This is a genomic window from Kitasatospora sp. NPDC059327, from assembly GCF_042752535.1.
GTDB lineage: Bacteria > Actinomycetota > Actinomycetes > Streptomycetales > Streptomycetaceae > Kitasatospora.
Genome location: NZ_JBHYYB010000088.1, coordinates 1 through 19293 on the forward strand (window position 1 = coordinate 1; position 19293 = coordinate 19293).

Annotated in this window: 12 protein-coding genes; 8 read left to right on the forward strand and 4 right to left on the reverse strand. The window is 74.2% G+C overall.

Features of this window, described 5'->3' with window-relative positions:
- The coding region (locus ACFXHB_RS35025; protein WP_380579365.1) for a beta-ketoacyl synthase N-terminal-like domain-containing protein at positions 1-4926 on the reverse strand (4926 nt) is incomplete at its 3' end.
- Positions 4927-5190: 264 nt separating this feature from the next.
- On the opposite strand from ACFXHB_RS35025, the gene ACFXHB_RS35030 reads away from it, so the two are divergent.
- The 4 genes from ACFXHB_RS35030 to ACFXHB_RS35045 all read left to right on the forward strand — a co-directional run bounded on the left by ACFXHB_RS35030 (position 5191) and on the right by ACFXHB_RS35045 (position 11770).
- Positions 5191-6243 carry a 3-dehydroquinate synthase family protein gene (locus tag ACFXHB_RS35030; RefSeq protein ID WP_380579367.1) on the forward strand — a complete coding sequence of 351 codons (1053 nt, stop codon included), beginning with the start codon at positions 5191-5193 and terminating at the stop codon, positions 6241-6243.
- 29 nt (positions 6244-6272) lie between these two features.
- Positions 6273-7091 carry a shikimate dehydrogenase family protein gene (locus ACFXHB_RS35035; RefSeq protein WP_380579369.1) on the forward strand — a complete coding sequence of 273 codons (819 nt, stop codon included), beginning with the start codon at positions 6273-6275 and terminating at the stop codon, positions 7089-7091.
- Positions 7092-7344: 253 nt separating this feature from the next.
- A complete protein-coding gene (locus tag ACFXHB_RS35040; protein WP_380579371.1) occupies positions 7345-10191 on the forward strand; it encodes an AAA family ATPase in 2847 nt (948 codons plus the stop codon).
- Positions 10192-10453: 262 nt separating this feature from the next.
- The gene (locus tag ACFXHB_RS35045; protein ID WP_380579411.1) at positions 10454-11770 is read left to right on the forward strand and encodes a class II 3-deoxy-7-phosphoheptulonate synthase; all 1317 of its coding nucleotides are present in this window, start codon (positions 10454-10456) and stop codon (positions 11768-11770) included.
- Positions 11771-11871: 101 nt separating this feature from the next.
- On the opposite strand, the gene ACFXHB_RS35050 is transcribed toward ACFXHB_RS35045, so the two are convergent.
- Positions 11872-12645: a thioesterase II family protein gene (locus tag ACFXHB_RS35050; protein WP_380579373.1), complete on the reverse strand. Its 774-nt coding sequence runs from the start codon at positions 12643-12645 to the stop codon at positions 11872-11874.
- Positions 12646-12835: 190 nt separating this feature from the next.
- Between ACFXHB_RS35050 and ACFXHB_RS35055 the strand changes: the two genes are divergently transcribed.
- The gene (locus tag ACFXHB_RS35055; protein ID WP_380579375.1) at positions 12836-13642 is read left to right on the forward strand and encodes a lantibiotic dehydratase C-terminal domain-containing protein; all 807 of its coding nucleotides are present in this window, start codon (positions 12836-12838) and stop codon (positions 13640-13642) included.
- Between the two features lie 126 nt (positions 13643-13768).
- On the opposite strand, the gene ACFXHB_RS35060 is transcribed toward ACFXHB_RS35055, so the two are convergent.
- Positions 13769-14203, reverse strand: a complete 435-nt coding sequence (locus ACFXHB_RS35060; protein WP_380579377.1) for a type II 3-dehydroquinate dehydratase — start codon at positions 14201-14203, stop codon at positions 13769-13771.
- 229 nt (positions 14204-14432) lie between these two features.
- Here ACFXHB_RS35060 and ACFXHB_RS35065 point away from each other — a divergent pair, with 229 nt between their 5' ends.
- The 3 genes from ACFXHB_RS35065 to ACFXHB_RS35075 are packed head-to-tail and all read left to right on the forward strand — an operon-like array spanning position 14433 to position 17418.
- A complete protein-coding gene (locus ACFXHB_RS35065) occupies positions 14433-15599 on the forward strand; it encodes a DegT/DnrJ/EryC1/StrS family aminotransferase (protein WP_380579379.1) in 1167 nt (388 codons plus the stop codon).
- Positions 15596-16678, forward strand: a complete 1083-nt coding sequence (locus tag ACFXHB_RS35070) for a Gfo/Idh/MocA family protein (RefSeq protein ID WP_380579381.1) — start codon at positions 15596-15598, stop codon at positions 16676-16678. Before ACFXHB_RS35065 ends, ACFXHB_RS35070 begins: the two co-directional genes overlap by 4 nt.
- 44 nt (positions 16679-16722) lie before the next feature.
- Positions 16723-17418: an HAD-IA family hydrolase gene (locus ACFXHB_RS35075; protein ID WP_380579383.1), complete on the forward strand. Its 696-nt coding sequence runs from the start codon at positions 16723-16725 to the stop codon at positions 17416-17418.
- Between the two features lie 93 nt (positions 17419-17511).
- Here ACFXHB_RS35075 and ACFXHB_RS35080 read toward each other — a convergent pair whose 3' ends face one another.
- Positions 17512-19029 (reverse strand): BTAD domain-containing putative transcriptional regulator, encoded by a 1518-nt coding sequence (locus tag ACFXHB_RS35080; protein WP_380579385.1) that lies wholly within the window; start codon positions 19027-19029, stop codon positions 17512-17514.
- Positions 19030-19293: the final 264 nt, after the last annotated feature.

Genomic DNA, 19293 nt, shown 5'->3' on the forward strand with positions numbered 1-19293 from the left:
AGCCTCCGCGAACACCGGGAACGACGTATACAGGCCATGACCCATGTCCCGGACCTGACTGCCCTGCCCGGTGAACAACACCGCCAACTTCCCGCCCGAACGCCGACCGGTCACCACCCCCGAACCGGAACCCCCGGCGGCCAGCCGCCGCAGCCCCGCCACCAGACCCTCCCGGCCCGCCGCCACCACCACCGCCCGCTCCTCGAAGACGGTGCGCGAACCCGCCAGCGACAACCCCACGTCCACCGGATCCAGCCCCGGCCCGGCCTCCACGAACGCCGCCAACCGGGCCGCCTGACCGCGCAGCGCCTCCACCGACCTGCCCGACACCACCCACGGCAACGGGACATCCCGCACCGGGACCACCGCCGAACCCGGAAGCTCCTCCACCACGGGATCCGGCATCTGTTCAAGGATGACGTGGGCGTTGGTGCCACTCACACCGAACGAGGAGACGCCGGCCCGGCGCGGGCGGCCGGTCCGCGGCCACGCACGCGCCTCGGTCAACAACTCGACCGCGCCCGCCGACCAGTCCACCTTCGGACTCGGCTCGTCCACATGCAGGGTCCTCGGCAGCACACCGTGCCGCATCGCCTGCACCATCTTGATCACACCCGCCACACCCGCGGCGGCCTGCGCATGCCCGATGTTCGACTTCAACGAACCCAACCACAGCGGCTCACCCCCCGAACGCTCCTGACCATAGGTCGCCAGCAGCGCCTGGGCCTCGATCGGATCACCCAGCGTCGTCCCCGTGCCGTGCGCCTCCACCGCGTCGACGTCCGCCGCCGTCAACCGCGCGTTCGCCAGCGCCTGCCGGATCACCCGCTCCTGCGACGGCCCGTTCGGCGCCGTCAGACCATTGGACGCACCGTCCTGATTGACCGCCGAACCACGCACCACCGCCAACACCGGATGCCCGTTGCGCCGCGCGTCCGACAACCGCTCCAGCACCAGCACGCCCACACCCTCGGCCCACGCCGTCCCGTCCGCCGCACCCGCGAACGCCTTGATCCGACCGTCCGCCGCCAACCCACGCTGCCGCGAGAACTCCACGAAGACGCCGGGAGTGGCCATCACCGCGACGCCGCCGGCCAACGCCATCGAGCACTCGCCCTGCCGCAGCGCCTGCACCGCCAGGTGCACCGCCACCAGCGAGGACGAGCACGCGGTGTCCACCGTCACCGACGGGCCCTCCAGGCCCAGCGTGTAGGAGACCCGCCCGGAGACCACACTGCCCGCCGTACCGATGCCGAGGTAGCCCTCCAGGCCGTCCGGGACGCGGGTGAGCCCGGCGGCGTAGTCGTGGTGCATCAGGCCGGTGAAGACGCCGGCGGTGCTGCCGCGCAGGGTGGTCGGATCGATGCCGGCCCGCTCGACCGCCTCCCAGGAGGCCTCCAGCATCAGTCGCTGCTGCGGGTCCATCGCCAGCGCCTCGCGCGGCGAGATCCCGAAGAACTCGGCGTCGAACTCGGCCACGCCGTCGAGGAAGCCGCCGTCGCGGGTGTAGGACTTGCCGGGGGCGTCCGGCGAGGGGTCGTAGAGGTCCGGATCCCAGCCGCGGTCGGTCGGGAAGCCGGAGACGGCGTCGCCACCCGCGTCGACCAGCCGCCACAGGTCCTCCGGCGACTCCACCCCGCCGGGCAGCCGGACGCTCATCCCGACGATCGCGATCGGCTCGTCGAGGGCCGACACCGTGGTGCGGGCGGTGGTCCGCCGCGCGCCGAACAACCGGTCGTGCAGGTGCCGGGCGAGCGCACGGGGGGACGGGTGGTCGAAGGCCGCGGTCGCGGCGAGGGCGAGCCCGGTCGCCTCGACCAGCCGGTTGCGCAGTGCGACGGCGGTCACCGAGGTGAAGCCGAGCTCCTTGAACGCCCGGTCGGCCGCCACGGCGTCGTCGCCGGCCAGGGCGCCGATCTCGGCGGTGGCGGCGCGGACCAGGTCGAGCAGGTGGTGGTGCCGGTCCGCCGGCGGCAGCGCGGTCAGCGCGGCCACCAGTTCGAGGGTGGCCGCCTCGTCGGGGGAGGCCGCCCGGGCCGGGGTGTCGATCAGGCCGCGCAGCAGGGTGGGCACGGTGCCCCGGCCGAGGCCGACCGTGTCCAGCTTGAACGCGACGACCAAGGCCTCGTCCACCTGGTGGGCGGCGTCGAAGGCGGCCATCGCCTGCTGGGTGGTCAGACTGCCGATGCCGGGGGCGCGCGAGGCGTCGGTGTCGACCGCGCGGCCGGTCGGGCCCCAGGCCAGCGAGGTCGCGGGCAGCCCGAGCGAACGGCGGCGCTGGGCCAGGGTGTCGAGGAAGACGCTGAGCGCGGCGTGGTGGAGCCGGCCGCTGGCGCCGAGCACACCGTCGGCGGAGGAGTTGAAGACGAGCGGGACGGGGCTGGTGCCGGCGGTGAGGTCGTGCAGATTGAGCGCGCCGGTGACGCCGGCGCGGTACCGGTCCTCGGGGGCCGCCGGCTCGGCCGGCGTGTGCACGACCATGGTCAGCGGCGTCCGGACGGTGGCCAGCAGGGCGGCGAGCGCGTCCCGGTCGGCGAGGTCGCAGGCGGCCAGTTTGACGGTGGCGCCGAGCTCCGCCAGTTCGGCGCGCAGCCGGGCGGCCGCCCGGTCGGCCCGGCCGTGTCCGCTGACCAGCAGCAGCTTGCGGGCACCGTGGGCGGCGGTCAGGTGGCGGGCGAGGTCGGCGGCGGCCGGGTGGTCCGCGCCGGTGATCAGCACGGTGCCGCGCGGGTCGAGCAGCCCGCCGCCGGTCGCGTCGGCGTGGACCGAGACCCGGGCCAGCCGGGGCAGCAGGGTGACGCCCTCGCGGACGGCGAGCTGGCTCTCCCCGGCCGCCAGCACCCCGGCCAGCATCGCGGTCGACTGGGCGTCGTCATCCAGGTCGACCAGCACGAGGCGGTCCGGGTGCTCGTTCTGCAGTGAGCGCAGCGCGCCCCAGAGCGGGGCCTGGACGAGGTCGCGGGCGCCCTGCTCGGCGGGGTCGGCGGAGACGGCGACGGCCCGCCGGGTGACCACCGCCAGCCGGGTGTCGGCGACCCCCTGGTCGGCGAGCCAGTCGGCGAGCTGCTCGGCCAGGACGCGCAGGACGTGCTGGGAGTTCTCGGCGAGGTGTCCGGCGGTCCGGACGCCCGTGCGCACGGTGAGCACCGCGACCTCGGGCGCCGGGGCGCCTGCGGCCACCGCGGCCCGCAGCCCGGCGAGGTCCGCGACGGCCTCGGCCTCGCAGCCGTGCGGCCGCAGCTCCTCGGCGACGGCGACGGCGTCCGGTCCGGCGACCGCCCAGCGGCCGGGCGCGGCCGGGCGGGCCTGCACCGACGGCATCGGGATCCAGTCGAGCCGGAACAGCGTCTCGTAGTGGCTGCTGCTGCTCGCCCGCTGACGCGCCGGCAGGTCCAGCAGCACATGCCGGGTGATCTTGCCCGAGGCGGTACGCGGGATCCGGTCGATCTCGTACAGCTCCTCGGGGACCTTGAAGTAGGAGAGCTTCTCCCGGCAGGCCGCGAACAGCTCCTCGGGGTCGAACCCCTCGGCGGTGGGCACCAGGAACGCGACCGGCACCTCGCCGAGGACCTCGTGCTGCTTGCCGACCACCGCGACGTCCGCGACACCGCGGACCCCGCGCAGGACCTCCTCGACCTCGCCGGGGTGAATGTTCTCGCCGCCCCGGATGATCAGCTCCTTGATCCGGCCGGTGACGGTGAAGTAGCCCGCCTCGTCGCGCCGGGCGAGGTCGCCGGTGCGGAACCAGCCGTCCTTGAAGGCGGCGGCGGTCTCCTCGGGCCGGTTGTGGTAGCCGCGCATCACGCTCGGGCCCTTCACCCAGACCTCGCCCTGCTCGCCGGCGGCGACGTCGACGCCGGTCTCGGGGTGGACCAGCCGCACGCCGAGGCCCGGCACGGGCAGGCCGCAGGAGCCGTCGACCCGGGCGCCGGTCGGCCAGTTGATGGTGATCGAGCCGCAGGTCTCGGTGGAGCCGTAGGCGTCGAGCAGCGGCGCCCCGAAGACCTCCTCGAAGGAGCGCCGCAGGGCCGCGGTGGTGATCGCGCCGCCGACCAGGCACATCCTCAACTCCGGTGCCACGAAACCGCTTTCACGGGCAGCCTGGACAAGGTAGTGGTACATGGTCGGCACGCCGGCGAGGAAGGTCGAGCCGTCCTCGCGGATCGCCCTGAGGACCTCGTCGGCGTCGAAACCGTCGACGATGCGCGCGGTCGCGCCGACCGCGGTGACGCCGAGCACGCAGAAGATGTGCGCCAGGCTGTGGAAGAGCGGCAGCGGCCAGAGCACCCGATCGTCGGCGGACAGGCCGGGCACCGGCACGTAGCAGGCGGCCACCGACCAGAGGCAGCTGCGCTGGGTGGAGAGCACGCCCTTCGGCCGGCCGGTGGTGCCCGAGGTGTAGAGCATCCAGGCCGGGTCGTCGAGGGCGAGGTCGTCGCGCGCCGGGACGGCCGGCTCGGTGCCCGCCAGCACCTCGTACGCGACCGCGCCGGCCGGGGCACCGTCGGGGACGGTGAGGCCGTCGACCACGACCACCTTCAGGCCGGCCCGCTCGGGCAGCAGCGCGTCGAGCAGGTCGAGGTGGGCCGCGTCGGTGATCACCAGGCGGGCGCCGCTGTCGTCCAGCAGGTACGCCAGCTCCGGCTCGGTGACCCGCGGGTTGATCGGCACGCCGACCGCGCTGGCGCGGGTGATCGCCAGGTAGCTCTCGATCATCTCGACCCGGTTGCCGAGCAGGATCGCGGCCCGGTCGCCGGGCTGCAGGCGCAGGCCGGCCAGGTGCCCGGCGAGGCGGCCGGTGCGCCGCTCCAGCTCGGCGTAGCTCACGCTGCGGTGGGCGTCGTGGAACGCCACCTTGTCGCCGAAACGGGCGGCGTTCGCCCGCAGCAGCTCGGGTAGCGGCCGGATCAGCTCGGTGCGCAGCATGTCGCATGCCTTTCGGGCGGGAGTCGCGGAGACGTGGGGCCGGCCGAGGGGCCGATGCCGGGTGTGGAAGGCGGCGGGAACACCTCGCGCCGCCGACAAGTCTGCTGGCGAACAGCCGGACCCAATCCCCTATCAACCCCCCTACCGATCCCTCACTTGCGCGTTCTCCGGTGCCGGGGAGCATCGCGGCGACGGCGTACGCCCTAGGCTTCGAGGCCCTGGCCACGAGGTCCTGGCCACGTCGTTGAAGCGGAGCTGAGATCGATGACCGGTACCCCCGTGCAGCAGTCGGCGACCGACACCCGTCGGATCGCCGTCGCGCTGGGCGAACGCTCCTACGAGGTCCGGATCGGAGCCGGGGTCCGGCACGACCTGGCCGAGGTGATCGCCGGGATCGGCGCGCGGCAGGTGGTGGTCGTCTCGGCCCGGCCGCCGCAGGAGACCCCGGACCCGGGCGTCCCGTCCACCCTGGTCCGGGCCCGCGACGGAGAGCGGGACAAGAACCTCTCCTGGGTGGAGGAGCTCTGCCGCCGCTTCGCGGACGCCGGGCTGACCAGGTCCGACGCAGTGGTCTCGTGCGGCGGCGGGACGACCACCGACGCGGTCGGACTGGCGGCGGCGCTCTACCACCGCGGCATACCGGTGGTTCACCTGCCGACCTCGCTGCTCGCCCAGGTCGACGCCAGCGTGGGTGGCAAGACCGCGGTGAACCTGCCGCACGGCAAGAACCTGGTGGGCGCGTACTGGCAGCCCCGGGCGGTGCTGTGCGACACCGACTACCTGACCACCCTGCCGCGCCGCGAGTGGGTCAACGGGTACGGGGAGATCGCCCGTTGCCACTTCATCGGGGCCGGCGACCTGCGTGACCTGCCGCTGGCCGACCAGATCGCGGCGAGCGTCGCACGCAAGGCCCAGATCGTCAGCGCCGACGAGCGGGACACCGGTCTGCGGCATCTGCTCAACTACGGCCACACCCTGGGGCACGCGCTGGAGCGGGCCACCGACTTCCGGCTGCGGCACGGTGAGGGGGTGGCGATCGGCACCGTGTTCGCGGGCCGGCTGGCCGGCGCGCTCGGGCGGATCCCGGAGCGCCGGGTGACCGAACACCTCGACGTGGTCCGGCACTACGGCCTGCCGACCGAACTGCCGGCCGGGCCCGGCACCGGCGAGCTGATCGCGCTGATGCGGCTGGACAAGAAGGCCACCGACGGCCTCGCCTTCGTACTGGACGGCCCGGCCGGCGCGGAGCTGGTGTCCGGCATCCCGGCGGACGTGGTGGCCGCGACACTCGACTCGATGCCGCGCGCCGACGCCTGAGCCCCTCGTCGGAACGCTGCGGAGGACAGATGACCGAGCACGCACGGATCAGTGGCACCACCCGGCTGTTCGCGGTACTGGGGGATCCGGTCTCCCAGGTCCGCGCCCCGGCCCTGCTCAACCCGTACTTCGCGGAACACGGCATCGACGCCGTCCTGGTGCCGGTGCACGCCCCGGCCGGGCGGCTGGCCGAGGTGGTCACCGGCCTGCAACGGGCCGCCAACCTGGACGGCCTGCTGATCACCGTCCCGCACAAGATCGAGGTCCGCCGGTTCGCCGACCGGGTGAGCCGGACCGTCGAACTCACCGGCAGCGCCAACGCGCTGCGCCGGGAGCCGGACGGCACGTGGTTCGCCGAGAACTTCGACGGCACCGGCTTCGTCCGGGGGCTGCGGCGCCGGGGTCACGAGCCGCGCGGCCGCCGGGTGGCGCTGATCGGCGCCGGCGGCGCGGGCAGCGCGGTCGCCGCCGCGCTGCTGGAGGCCGAGGTCGCCCGGCTGTCCGTCTGCGACCTCGACCGGTCACGCCGGGAGGGCCTGGTCACCCGCCTCGCCGCCCACTGGCCGGGGCGGGTCACCGCCGACGAACGGCCCGACCTCGCCGCCGCCGACCTCGCGGTCAACGCCACCGCCCTGGGCCTGCGCCCCGGGGACCCGCTGCCGTTCGACCCGGCCGGCCTGCCGCCGGGCGCGCTGGTCGCCGACATCGTGATGAAACCCCGGGAGACCGGGCTGCTCACCGCGGCGGCCGCCCTCGGCCTCCCGGTGCACCACGGGAACCACATGCTGGACCAGCAGCTCGCGCTGTACGCGGACTTCTTCGGCCTGGCCGGCCGCACCGCCCACTGACGACCCATCGGACCGGCCGTCGCACCCGCACGGGTGAGACGGCCGGTCCTTCCGTGTGCGCAGCGTTCGCCGACGGGCCCCGGACGGACGGCCCGGCGGTACCGGACCGGCACCGCGATGAGTGTGGAGTTAGCCGGTGATGGGTTCGCCTGCCAAATCATGACCGTGCCGCGATGCACCGAAGCAAGCACGAATCGGGGAGGTGCGGACACGGCGGTTGCCATCACGTTTTGGGGGATACGTGCTTCGACTTGTGGAACGAGACGACCATCTGCGGACCTTCGACCACCTGCTCCGGGACGCCGTCGCCGGTACCGGGCGCGCGCTGCTGATCGAGGGCCCGATGAAGACCGGCAGGACCGCGCTGCTCGGCGCCATGGCGAGGCGGGCCGGCGAGGCCGGCTTCGAGGTGCTCGGCGCCACCTGCTCGCGGGTCGAGGCGGAGCTGCCCTTCGGCATGCTCGACCAGCTGCTGCACCGCGCCCCGTTCCCGCCCGGCCCGGCGGCCGAGCTGGCCCGGCTGCTCGCCGGGAGCGGCCGCCCCGCGGACGACGCGACCGGGATGGAGCGGGCCCGCGCGTTCGGCCGGCTCTCCCTGGCGGTGCTCGAACTCGCCGCCGAGCGGCCGCTGCTGCTGACCGTGGACGACGTCCGGTGCGCCGACCCGGCGTCCCTGGACTGGCTGCTCCACCTCGTCCGCCGGACAGGCCTCGCCCCGGTGGTCGTCGCGGTGACCGACGGCTCCGGGCCCGGCGGCCGGCAGTTCCCGTTCTGGGCCGACCTGCTGAGCCACAGTCACGCCGTCCGGATGCAGCTGGACCCGCTGTCCGCGACCGGGGTCCAGGAGTTGCTGCTGGACCGGCTGGCGGCCACCCGGGCACCGGAGGGCACGCGGCGGCGGGTGCTGGCCACCGTCGCTCCGGACCGGGACCACCGCGGCCCGGAGCCGCTCGACGAGCCGGCGGTGCGGCGGCTGGGGCCGGAGATCACCGCCGCCAGCGGCGGCAACCCGCTGCTGGCCCACGCGCTGTTCGAGGACCACCGGGCGGCCGGCGAGGTCCGCGCCACCGGCTACGGCCGGGCGCTGCTGACCTGCCTGCACCGGGCCGAGCCGATCCTGCTGACGACCGTCCGTAGTCTGGCCGTCCTGGGCGAGGGCAGCTCCGCCGAGGACTGCGCCGCGCTCACCGGGGCCTGCGCGGATCAGGTCGGCCGGGCGATCGACACGCTCACCGCCGCCGGACTGCTCAACAGGGCGGAGTTCCGCCACCCCGCCGCCCGCGAAGCCGTGCTGGGCGACCTCACCGAGGCCGCCCAGCTGTCCGAACTGCACCGCCGTGCCGCCGAGTTGCGGTACGAGCAGGGCGCGCCGCCGGCCCGGGTCGCCGGCCACCTGCTGGCCGCCCAGGACCGGTCCGCCCGGCCGTGGGCCGCCGACCTGCTGGTGGACGCCGCCGAACAGTCGCTGGTCGGCGGTGAGTTGGAGTTCGCCGCGGCCTGTCTGACCCTGGCCCTGGAGTGCCGCACCGGCGAGCGCGCCCAGGCGGCGGTCCGCGCCCGGCTGGCCCAGGTGGAGTGGCAGCTCAGCCCGTCGACCGCGGCCGCCCACCTGACGCCGCTGGTGGCGGCCGCCTGCCGCGGGCTGCTCGACGTCCAGCACTGTGCCGTGCTGATCCGGCAGTTGCTCTGGCACGGCCGCCGGGACGAGGCCGGTCAGGTGCTGGAGCGGCTGCGGGCCCGGGCCGGCGAACACCGCCCGGACGAGGCGGCGCAGCTGCGCGACCTGGAGTCCTGGCTCGGCTACGCCCACCCGGCCCTGGTCAGGCACCGGTTGCAGCCCGGGCAGCCGCCGCGGCGGGCGATCCCGCTGCCGGGCCTGCACACCGCCCCGCAGCTGCAGGCCGCGGCCGGCCTGGCCGAGGCGCTCGCCCGGGGCCAGAGCCACCAGGTCGTCGGGCAGGCCGGCCGGGTACTGCTCAGCCCGTACGTCGACCCGACCGACGTCTGGGTGGACGAGTCGGTGACGCTGGCCGTGCTGACGCTGCTGACCGCCGGGCGGACGGTCGGACCGGAGCAGGGCCTCGACCTCGCCGGGGCGCTGACCGACCGGACGGCCGGACCGACCAGGGCGGCCCGGGCCGCCCAGCTGCGGTCGACGGTCGCGCTGGTCGGTGGGGACTTCCCCACCGCTCTGCGGGAGGCCGCCACCGCGCTGGAGCGGCTGCCGGAGAAGGCCTGGGGGGTTTCGATCGGCTATCCGCTCGCGGCGATGATCCTGGCCGAGACCCGGACCGGGGACTTCACGGGCGCCGGCCTGCACGTCGCCCAGGCGGTGCCCGCGGCGCTGTTCGAGAGCCACGCCGGGCTGCCGTACCTGTTCGCCCGGGGCCACTACCGGCTCGCCACCGGCCACTGCCACGCCGCGATCGCCGACTTCCTGTCCTGCGGCGAGCTGACCGGCGGCTGGGGGTACGACGTGTCCGGTCTGTTCCCGTGGCGGACCGGCGCGGCCGAGGCGTGGCTCAGGCTGGGGAACCCGGACCAGGCGCGCAAGCTGATCCACGACCAGTTGGCCCGCCCTGGCGCGGACGACTCCCGGACCAGGGGTCCCGCCCTGCGGCTGCTCGCCTCGATCGGTCCGGCGGCCCGCCGGATCACGCTGCTGAACGAGGCCCTGGAGCTGGTGGAGGCCGGCGAGGACCGGTACGAACTCGCCCGGGTGCTCGCCGACTTCAGCCAGGCCCAGTACGCCCGCGGGGACAGGCGCCGGGCCCGGCTGCTGTTCCGCCAGGCCCTGTACGTGGCGGACGTGTGCGGAGCCCGGCCGCTCACCCGCGAGCTGATGTCGCTGCCGCCGGACGTCACCGGCCTCACCCCGACCTCGGTGGGCGCGGGCGGGTTGGAGGCGCTGACCGAGTCGGAGCGCCGGGTGGCCGCGCTGGCGGTCATGGGCTACACCAACCGGGAGATCGCCGGGCGGCTCTTCGTCACCGCGAGCACCGTCGAACAGCACCTCACCCGGGTCTACCGCAAGCTGAACATCAGGCACCGCGGCGACCTGCCGACCGACCTCTGGGGTCAGTCCAGCAAGGCCGGCTGAGCCGCCGACGGCGGCCGGGGGCACGGCTGTCCCGGCCGCCGTCGGCCGGGACACCCGGTCCCCGGCCGCCGTCCGGCCCGGATGTTCCGGCCCCGGCCGGCATCCGGTGAGCCGGCCCGACGCCCCCTGCGCACGACTTCCGTCACCTCTATCATCGGAGCACATCCTCGTGAACGACTTCACGGGCGCCGCGGCACTGCTGAGCGTCCACCCCCACCTGTCCGAGCCGTCCTCGGCGCCCGGACCGAACCTGCCGCCGCGGCTGCGCGAGCGCCTCGCCGCCGCGCTCGCCCTGCCCGCCGCGCAGCAACCGGCCTGGCCCGACCCGTCCGAGGTCCACCGGGTCACCGGCCTGCTCTCCGGCCTGCCCCCGCTCACCACCCCCGCCGAGATCGACCGGCTGAACGACCGGCTGGCGATGGTCGCGCGCGGCGAGGCGTTCCTGCTCCAGGGCGGCGACTGCGCCGAGACCTTCGTCGGCAACACCGAGGCCCACATCCGGGCCAACCTGCGGACCCTGCTGCAGATGTCGGTGATCCTGACCTACGCGGCCAGCCTGCCGGTGGTCAAGATCGGCCGGATCGCCGGGCAGTACGCCAAACCGCGCTCCAACGCGGTGGACTCGCTGGGCCTGCCGGTCTACCGGGGCGACATCGTCAACTCGCTGTTCCCGACCCCGGGCGCCCGGGTCGCCGACCCGGGCCGGATGCTCCAGGCCTACGCCCACGCCGGCGCCGCGCTCAACCTGCTGCGGGCCGTCACCGGCGGTTCCGGGATGGCCGACCTGCGCCAGGTGCACGACTGGAACAAGGACTTCGTCGCCATCACGCCGGCCGGCGCCCGGTACGAGGCCCTGGCGGCCGAGATCGACAGGGCGCTCGACTTCATGTCGGCGTGCGGCGCGGACCACAGCGCCCTGCACACCACCGACGTCTTCGCCGGCCACGAGGCCCTGCTGCTGGACTACGAGCAGGCCCTGGTCCGGGCCGAGCAGGGGAAGCTCTACGACGTCTCCGCGCACTTCCTGTGGATCGGCGAGCGGACCCGCCGGCTCGACGGCGCGCACATCGCCTTCGCCGAGCTGCTGGCCAACCCGATCGGGCTCAAGATCGGCCCGGGCACCTCCCCCGCGCAGGCGGTCGAGTACGCCGAGCGGCTGGACCCGCAGGCCCGGGCCGGCCGGCTGACCCTGATCAGCCGGATGGGCAGCGGGAAGATCAGGGACGTGCTGCCGCCGATCGTCGAGGCGGTCACCGCCACCGGCCGCCAGGTGATCTGGCAGTGCGACCCGATGCACGGGAACACGCACGAGTCACCGACCGGGTACAAGACCCGCAGCTTCGACCGGATCGTCGACGAGGTCCAGGGCTTCTTCGAGGTGCACCGGGCGCTCGGCACCCACCCCGGCGGCATCCACGTCGAGCTCACCGGCGAGGACGTCACCGAGTGCCTCGGCGGCGCGCAGGAGATCTCCGACGAGGACCTGATGGAACGCTACGAGACCGCGTGCGACCCCCGGCTGAACACCCGCCAGTCGGTCGAACTGGCCTTCCTGGTCGCCGAGATGCTGCGCTCCTGAGCCGCACGCACAACGCCGAGGCCCCTGCCCCGGAGCGGGGCGGGGACCTCGGCGGTACGGCCTGCGGCCGGGGCGTGCGGGCCCGGCCGGGGGCGCGGCGCTCAGGGGCACCCCGGCCGGGGGTGCAGCGCCGACAGCGTCCGACCGACGAGTCCGGCCACCGCCTCGACGTGGTCCGCGACGTAGAAGTGCCCGCCGTCGAACACCTCCAACGAGAAGGCGCCCTCGGTCTGCCGGCCCCAGGCCCGGGCGTCGTCCCGGCCGACCCTGGGGTCCCGGTCGCCCACCAGGGCCACCGTCGGGCAGCCGATCCGGGCGTCCGGCGCACAGCGGTAGGTCTCGACCGCCGTGTAGTCGGCCCGGATCGCCGGCAGCAGGAGGTCCCGGATCTCCTGATCGGCCATCAGCCGCGCGTCGGTCCCGCTCAGCGCCGCGACCTCGGCGAGGAGGCCGTCGTCGTCGAGCAGGTGCACCCGCTCCTCGCGCAGGACGGCGGGGCCCCGGCGGGCGGAGGCGAACAGGGCGAGCGGCGCCGCGCCCCGCCGTTCGAGCCGCCGGACCACCTCGAAGCCGAGGGTGGCGCCCATGCTGTGCCCGAAGAGCGCGAACGGCCCCTCGGCCAGCGGCTCCAGGACGTCGGCGACCTGGTCGGCGAGCTGCTCCAGGTCGGTCACCGCCGGCTCGCCCCGCCGGTCCTGCCGGCCGGGGTACTGCACGCAGAGGGCCTCGACCCCGCCGGGCAGCGCGGCGGAGAGCGCGAAGTAGTAGCTGGCCGAGCCGCCGGCGTGCGGCAGGACCGCCAACCGGATCCCGCCGGGCGCCTTCGGGTGATAACGCCGGATCCAGGCGTCCCGGGCCGATGCCACTGAACTCATCGCTGCTCCTCACTGGGTTTCGGCTGCTGCCGACGTTAGTCGAATACCGTTGCGGCGCCCCCCTCAGGACCCCCCTGACCACCCCCACACATTTCGTACCGGGGCGCTCCGGGCGGCCGTCAATTGAAATCGCGAAGGCTCCGCCCATAAACTCGAAACACAATTCCTCACCCATTCAAGGCGGTGCCTGATGACGCGAAGTTGGGTCTTTGTCCGGATCCTCGCCGGAGACGGGAAGAACGCCGATCACGATCCCGGCGACACCGCGCCGGCGCTGTTGCGGGAGACTGTCGGGGAGCTCCGGCAGGCGGACCCGGCCGGCCGCTGGCACTTCGAGCGGCTCGCCGACGGGGCCGCCCGTCATCTCGGCGTCTGGCTGCACGGCGACGAGAACCTGCTGACGGAGCTGACCCTCCGGCTGCGCCGCACGGCCGCCGAGCACGGTTGGCGGGTCAGGCCGGAGACCTTCGCCCCGCCGGTGGCCAAGTACCAGAGCCGGCGCACCCTGGACGCGGCGGCGGAGCTGGCCCGCGGGTCGAGCGAGTTCGCGCTGGAACTGCTGCGGGACGGCCGCCTCGACGAGCCCGCGGCGGCCGAGTTCGCCCTGGTCCAGCTCACCGAACTGGTCCGGCTGGTACCGGCGCCGGAGCGCGGCGCCTTCCTGTTCCAGTGCCGCGAGTACTGGCGCGACGGGCTGCCGACCGGCGGTCCGACCGGCACCGGAGAGGTCACCCCCGAGGACCTGCGGGCGGCCGTCGACCGCTGGTACGCCCGGCCGGGGTTCGCGGACTGGACCCGCGCCGTGGCCGACCTCACCGCCGCCGAACGCACCGGGGGGGCGACTCCCGTCAACTTCCTGCTGCTCGACCACGCGGACCTGACGCACCGACGGCTCGGCATCGCCCCGGGCATCTCGGCCGCGTCGGCCGACGCGCTGCGCACCCTCCTCCACCGGGACCCCTCGGCGCTGGAGTCCGGCGCCCTGCAGACGGTCTGATCGCGCACGCGCGCGGCCGCCCCGGGGCCGACTTCGCCCCCGGACGACCGCGCGGACCCGCAGACCCGCACGCCAGAGGCGGACCGGCCGTACTCGACGGCTCCGCCCACACCGTGACGACCCCGCTCAGGCGGGGACCTTCGCCAGCAGCGCCCGGGCCGCCAGCCGGTAGCCGAGCGCACCGAGCCCGACGATAACGCCGCTGGCCAGCGGGGCGATCACCGACTCGTGCCGGAACTGCTCGCGGGCCCACACGTTCGACAGGTGGACCTCGACGAACGGGTTCGGGTAGGAGGCCAGGGCGTCGCGCAGCCCCCAGCCGGCGATCATCAGCGCGCCGGGATTGACGATCGCGCCGACCGTCCCGTAGTGGTCCTGGACCGCGTGGATCAGCTCCCCCTCCGACTCACGCTGGACGGAGACCACCTTCCAGCCCCGGTCCGCGACCTCGGCGGCGACCATCGCCTCGATGTCGGCCAGGGTGTCCGAGCCGTACACCTCGGGCTCCCGGCGCCCCAGAATCCCCAGGTTCGGTCCGTTCAGCAGAAGAATCTCGCTCAAGGCTCCGCCTCTCTCGGTAAAACGCTCCACCAGTGCGGTGAGCCGGCTAGCCGAAGTTATAGCAGCCGACCTTGCCGATTAACCGGGGATCCGGGCCTGCCGCCGCATCCCTGGGGGCATTTAGGGGGCACCTAGGGGGACTGACGCAACGACCACCGTCAGGTACTTTGGACAACGTTTTGGCCGCCGACGAGGAATTCCGTCGGCCCTTATCCGGAAATGGTGAATCATGAGCGAGAACTCCCGGCCGCTGCCGGACTTCCCGGTGTGGCCCCAGTTCGACGACGCCGAGCGGGTCGGTCTGATCCGCGCCCTGGAGCAGGGGCAGTGGTGGCGCATGGGCGGGGACGAGGTGAACGGCTTCGAGCGCGAGTTCGCCGCGTTCCACGGTGCGGAGCACGCCCTGGCCGTCACCAACGGCACCCACGCACTGGAGCTCGCCCTGCAGGTCCTCGGCGTGGGCCCGGGCACCGAGGTGATCGTCCCCGCCTTCACCTTCATCTCCTCCTCGCAGGCCGCCCAGCGGCTGGGCGCCGTCGCCGTCCCGGTCGACGTGGACGCGGACACCTACAACATCTCCCCGGAGGCGGTCGCCGCGGCGATCACCCCGCGGACCCGGGCGATCATGCCGGTGCACATGGCCGGTCAGCTCGCCGACATGGACGCGCTGGAGAAGATCTCCGCCGACACCGGCGTCCCGCTGATCCAGGACGCCGCCCACGCGCACGGCGCGCAGTGGCAGGGCCGCAAGGTCGGCGAGCTCGGCTCGGTCGCCGCGTTCAGCTTCCAGAACGGCAAGCTGATGACCGCCGGCGAGGGCGGCGCGGTGACCTTCCCCACCGCCGAGCAGTACGAGCTCGGCTTCCTGCGGCACAGCTGCGGCCGGCCCGCCACCGACCGCCGCTACTTCCACCAGACCTCCGGGTCCAACTTCCGGCTGAACGAGTTCTCCGCGAGCGTGCTGCGCGCCCAGCTCGGCCGGCTGCCCGGCCAGATCGACACCCGCGAGGCGCGCTGGCCGGTGCTGTCCTCGCTGCTCGCGCAGATCGACGGCGTGGTGCCGCAGTCGATGGACCCCAGGGTCACCCGCAACCCGCACTACATGGCCATGTTCCGGATCCCCGGCCTCGACGAGGACCGCCGCAACGCGCTGGTGGACCAGCTGATCGCGGCCGGCCTGCCGGCGTTCGCGGCGTTCCGCGCGATCTACCGCAGCGACGGCTTCTGGGAGACCGGCGCCCCCGACGAGACCGTCGAGCAGATCGCCGCCCGCTGCCCCAACACCGAGGCCATCTACCAGGACTGCGTCTGGCTGCACCACCGGACCCTGCTGGCCGGCGAGGAGCAGATGCACCGGATCGCCGATATCGTCGCCGAGACGCTGGCCGCCGCGTGAGCGGGGCGACCGGCGCGACCGCCGACCGCCCGGTGCGGGTCGCGGTCATCGGACTCGGTTGGGCCGGCCGGGAGATCTGGCTCCCCCGGCTCCTCGACCACCCGGCGTTCACGCCGGTCGCGGCGGTCGACCCGAACCCGGTGGCGACCGCGGCGCTCGCCGATCGGATGCCGGTGCTCGCCGATCCCGACCAGCTCTCCCCGGAGACCACCGACCTCGCGGTGGTCGCGGTGCCCAACCACCTGCACACCGCGGTCGCGGCACGCCTGCTGGAGCGCGGCATCCCGGTCTTCGTCGAGAAGCCGGTCTGCCTGAACTCCGCCGAGGCGGACCGCCTCGCCGAGGCCGAACGGGCCGGCGGCGCGATGCTGCTGTCCGGCAGCGCGGCCCGCCACCGGGCCGACGTCGGCGCCCTGCGCGAGGTCGTCGGCTCGCTGGGCCGGATCCGGCACATCGACCTCTCCTGGGTCCGGGCCAGCGGAGTGCCCGACGCCGGCGGCTGGTTCACCCGGCAGAGCACGTCCGGCGGCGGGGCGCTGGTGGACCTCGGCTGGCACCTGCTCGACACCCTGGCCCCGATGCTGGGGCCGGCGGAGTTCGCCCACGTGGTCGGCGCCACCTCGGACGACTTCGTCGCCCACGCCGCGTCCGGGGCCGCCTGGCGCGACCGCGCGGAATCCCCCGGGGGCGGCGTCACCGACGTCGAGGACACCGCCCGCGGGTTCCTGCTCACCGACGGCGGCGTCTCGGTCTCGCTCCGCGCGAGCTGGGCGTCGCACGAACCGCGCGACGTCACCCGGATCGTCGTCGACGGCGGCGCCGGCACGGCGACCCTGCGGTGCACCTTCGGCTTCAGCCCCAACCGCGAGGGCGGGTCCACGCTCACCCTCCTGCGCAACGGGCGGACCGAGGATCTGACGGTCCCTCAGGCGCCGATCGGCTCCGAGTACGACCGCCAGCTCGACGAGGTCCCGGCCCTGCTCGCCGACAAGGCCAACCGGGGCCGGGCGATCGAGGAGGTCCGCCGGACCATCGACGTCATCGAACGGCTCTACCAGAGCGCCCGGTCCCACCGCTGACCGGCGGCCGGCCCGGCGCAACCCCACGACAGGGAGCGATTCTCATGAACACCCATCTGGTTCCCGACCCCGGAGCTCTGACTGGGTCCGGTGGCCGTCCGATCGAGGCCGTCGTGTTCGACCTCGACGGTGTACTCGTCGACAGCTTCGCGGTGATGCGCAAGGCGTTCACCGTGGCCTACGCGGAGGCCGTCGGCCCCGGTCCGGCCCCGTTCGAGGAGTACAACAAGCATCTGGGGCGATATTTCCCCGACATCATGAGGATCATGGGACTGCCGCTCGCTCTGGAGGAACCGTTCGTCCGGGAGAGCTATCGCCTCGCGCACGAGGTGACCGTGTTCCCCGGTGTGACGGAGTTGCTGACCGAGCTGCGGGCGCGGGGCATCCGGCTCGCCGTCGCCACCGGCAAGAGCGGCCCCCGAGCCCGCTCCCTGCTGGAGCAGCTCGGCCTGCTGCCGCTGTTCGACCACGTGATCGGCTCGGACGAGGTCGCCCGTCCCAAGCCGGCGCCGGACATCGTGCTGCACGCCCTCGACCTGCTGGGCGCACCCGCCGGTGCCGCGATGATGATCGGCGACGCGGTCACCGACCTGATCAGCGCCCGAGGGGCCGGGGTACTGGCGGTCGCCGCGGTCTGGGGCGCGACCGACGCGAACGCCCTGCTCGCCGAGAACCCGGACGCCGTCCTGGGCGCGCCGTCCGACCTGTCGGCCCTGCTCGGTCCGGTGACCGTCTCCTGACCGTCCTCCCCCGGACAGCGTCGAGGCGGTACGCGCGCTCGCGCGCCTACCGCCTCGACCGTCCGGGGCCGGGGCCGGGGCCGGGGCCGACGGTCAGAACAGTCCCGCGGGCAGGAAGTCCGGGCAGCCGGGATACGGCCCCGAGGCCGGCCAGACCGCGGCGGCCTCGTGATCGGCGGCGAACCGCTCGGTCGCGCTCTCCAGCGCCTCCTGGGTGGAGTCGCACACCCGCACACCGCCCACCGGCACGAACGGCAGCAGCCGGCGGGCCGTCTCCTCCATCGGCCCCAGCGCCACCGGCGCCCGGCACATGCCGTTCTCGTCCCGCCGGATCACCAGCGCGTCACCGGTCGCCACCACGGCCCGGACACCGCGCAGCGCGGCGGCGCCCTCCAGGTTCCGGCACGGCGGCCCGGCCAGTCGGTCCTGGATCGCCAACGCCGTCCGCACCGCCCGCTCCGCGTCGTCCCCACGCTGCTCGACGGCGCCGAACAGGGCCAGCCGCTCGCCCCCGCTCACCGCGTTGACGATCCCGCCGTGCCGTTCCACCTCCTGGAGCACGGCCGCGGTCACCGCCCGGTGCGCCGCCTCCGCCTCGCCCAGGCCGCCGGCCTCGGTCGGCGCGGCCACGTCGGCCTCCACCAGCAGCACGCTGACCTGGCTGCGCTGCAGCGCCACCCCGGCGGACGGCCGGGCGGTCGGTCGGGCGGGCGGTCGGGCCGGCGCCCCCACCTCCCCCGTCCGCTGGGCCGGGACGACCTGCGCGCCGCCGCGGCCGATGGCGCTCAACCCCCCGTGTGCCGGCGCGGCCACCGGCGCGGCGCCGATCGCCGGCCCGACCTGCCCGCCGGTCAGCAGCTTGGGGTCGTGGTCGAGGATCGCGCGTTCGAGCTCCTGGAGTTCGAGGCTCGGGTCGAGCCCGAGGTCCTCCACCAGCGCATGACGGACGGCCCGGTACCGGGCGAGGGCCTCGGCCTGCCGGCCGCCGCGGTAGAGCGCGAGCATCAGGTAGCCGCAGAGCCGTTCCCGCTGCGGTTCGGCCCGGACGGCCTCCTCAAGGACCTCGATCATCTCGTCGTAGCGTCCCATCGCCAGCAGCGTCTCGACGTAGTCCTCCAGCGCCGCCGTCCAGGTCTTCTGAACCGCCGCCATCTCCGGCCAGTCGACGCCGACTTCGAGCAGGTCGGCGAGGACCCGGCCGCGCCAGAGGGACAGCGCCCCCTGGAGCATCAGCGCGGCGCGCTCGCAGTTCCCGCCCGCGCGGTCCGCCCGCCCCTGGTTCCAGCGCCGCTGGAACACCGTCATGTCCATGGCCGCGACGTCGATCTGCAGGACGTAGCCGGGCGCCCGGGTCACCAGGGCCGGCGCCCCCGGCCCACCGTCACCGGCGGGCAGAATTCCCCGGAGCCCGGCGACCGCGTTGTGCAGCATCTTCCGGGCGGTCGGCGGGCCGCTTTCCCCCCACACCGCGCGAATGAGCTGACGGGCCGAAACGACCCGATTGGCATTCAGCAGCAAATACCCGAGAACCGCGCGCTGATTCACCCCGCCGATATTCACCGGCGATTCACCGCGAACGACTTCGAGCGGCCCAAGCAAGTTGAACTGCATGTCAAAACCCCCCGGTTTACGCGCAGGCCCTGTTTCGCCACCCCCATGGTATGGCCCCTGCGCATGGCAACGCCCGCCGTCGATTGCACAACGGCGTCGCCAGTGAAGCAAATTCTTTCAGAAGACGATCATGAAAGATGCACCGGATAATGCTGGCAGCCATCCCTCCGTCCAGCCACCCATGGTGAGCTATATCACACGCTCCGCCCGCATTCCGAACGACAAAATGGTGGTCAGTGATGACAAAAGCGACCACCCTCCGGC

What these genes read in the sequence shown, in the direction of transcription:
- ACFXHB_RS35030 (WP_380579367.1), top strand. Translation starts at nt 5,191, where the DNA reads ATGACCGGTACCCCCGTGCAGCAGTCGGCGACCGACACCCGTCGGATC.
- ACFXHB_RS35035 (WP_380579369.1), top strand. Translation starts at nt 6,273, where the DNA reads ATGACCGAGCACGCACGGATCAGTGGCACCACCCGGCTGTTCGCGGTA.
- ACFXHB_RS35050 (WP_380579373.1), bottom strand. Translation starts at nt 12,645, where the DNA reads ATGAGTTCAGTGGCATCGGCCCGGGACGCCTGGATCCGGCGTTATCAC.
- ACFXHB_RS35055 (WP_380579375.1), top strand. Translation starts at nt 12,836, where the DNA reads ATGACGCGAAGTTGGGTCTTTGTCCGGATCCTCGCCGGAGACGGGAAG.
- ACFXHB_RS35065 (WP_380579379.1), top strand. Translation starts at nt 14,433, where the DNA reads ATGAGCGAGAACTCCCGGCCGCTGCCGGACTTCCCGGTGTGGCCCCAG.
- ACFXHB_RS35075 (WP_380579383.1), top strand. Translation starts at nt 16,723, where the DNA reads ATGAACACCCATCTGGTTCCCGACCCCGGAGCTCTGACTGGGTCCGGT.
- ACFXHB_RS35080 (WP_380579385.1), bottom strand. Translation starts at nt 19,029, where the DNA reads ATGCAGTTCAACTTGCTTGGGCCGCTCGAAGTCGTTCGCGGTGAATCG.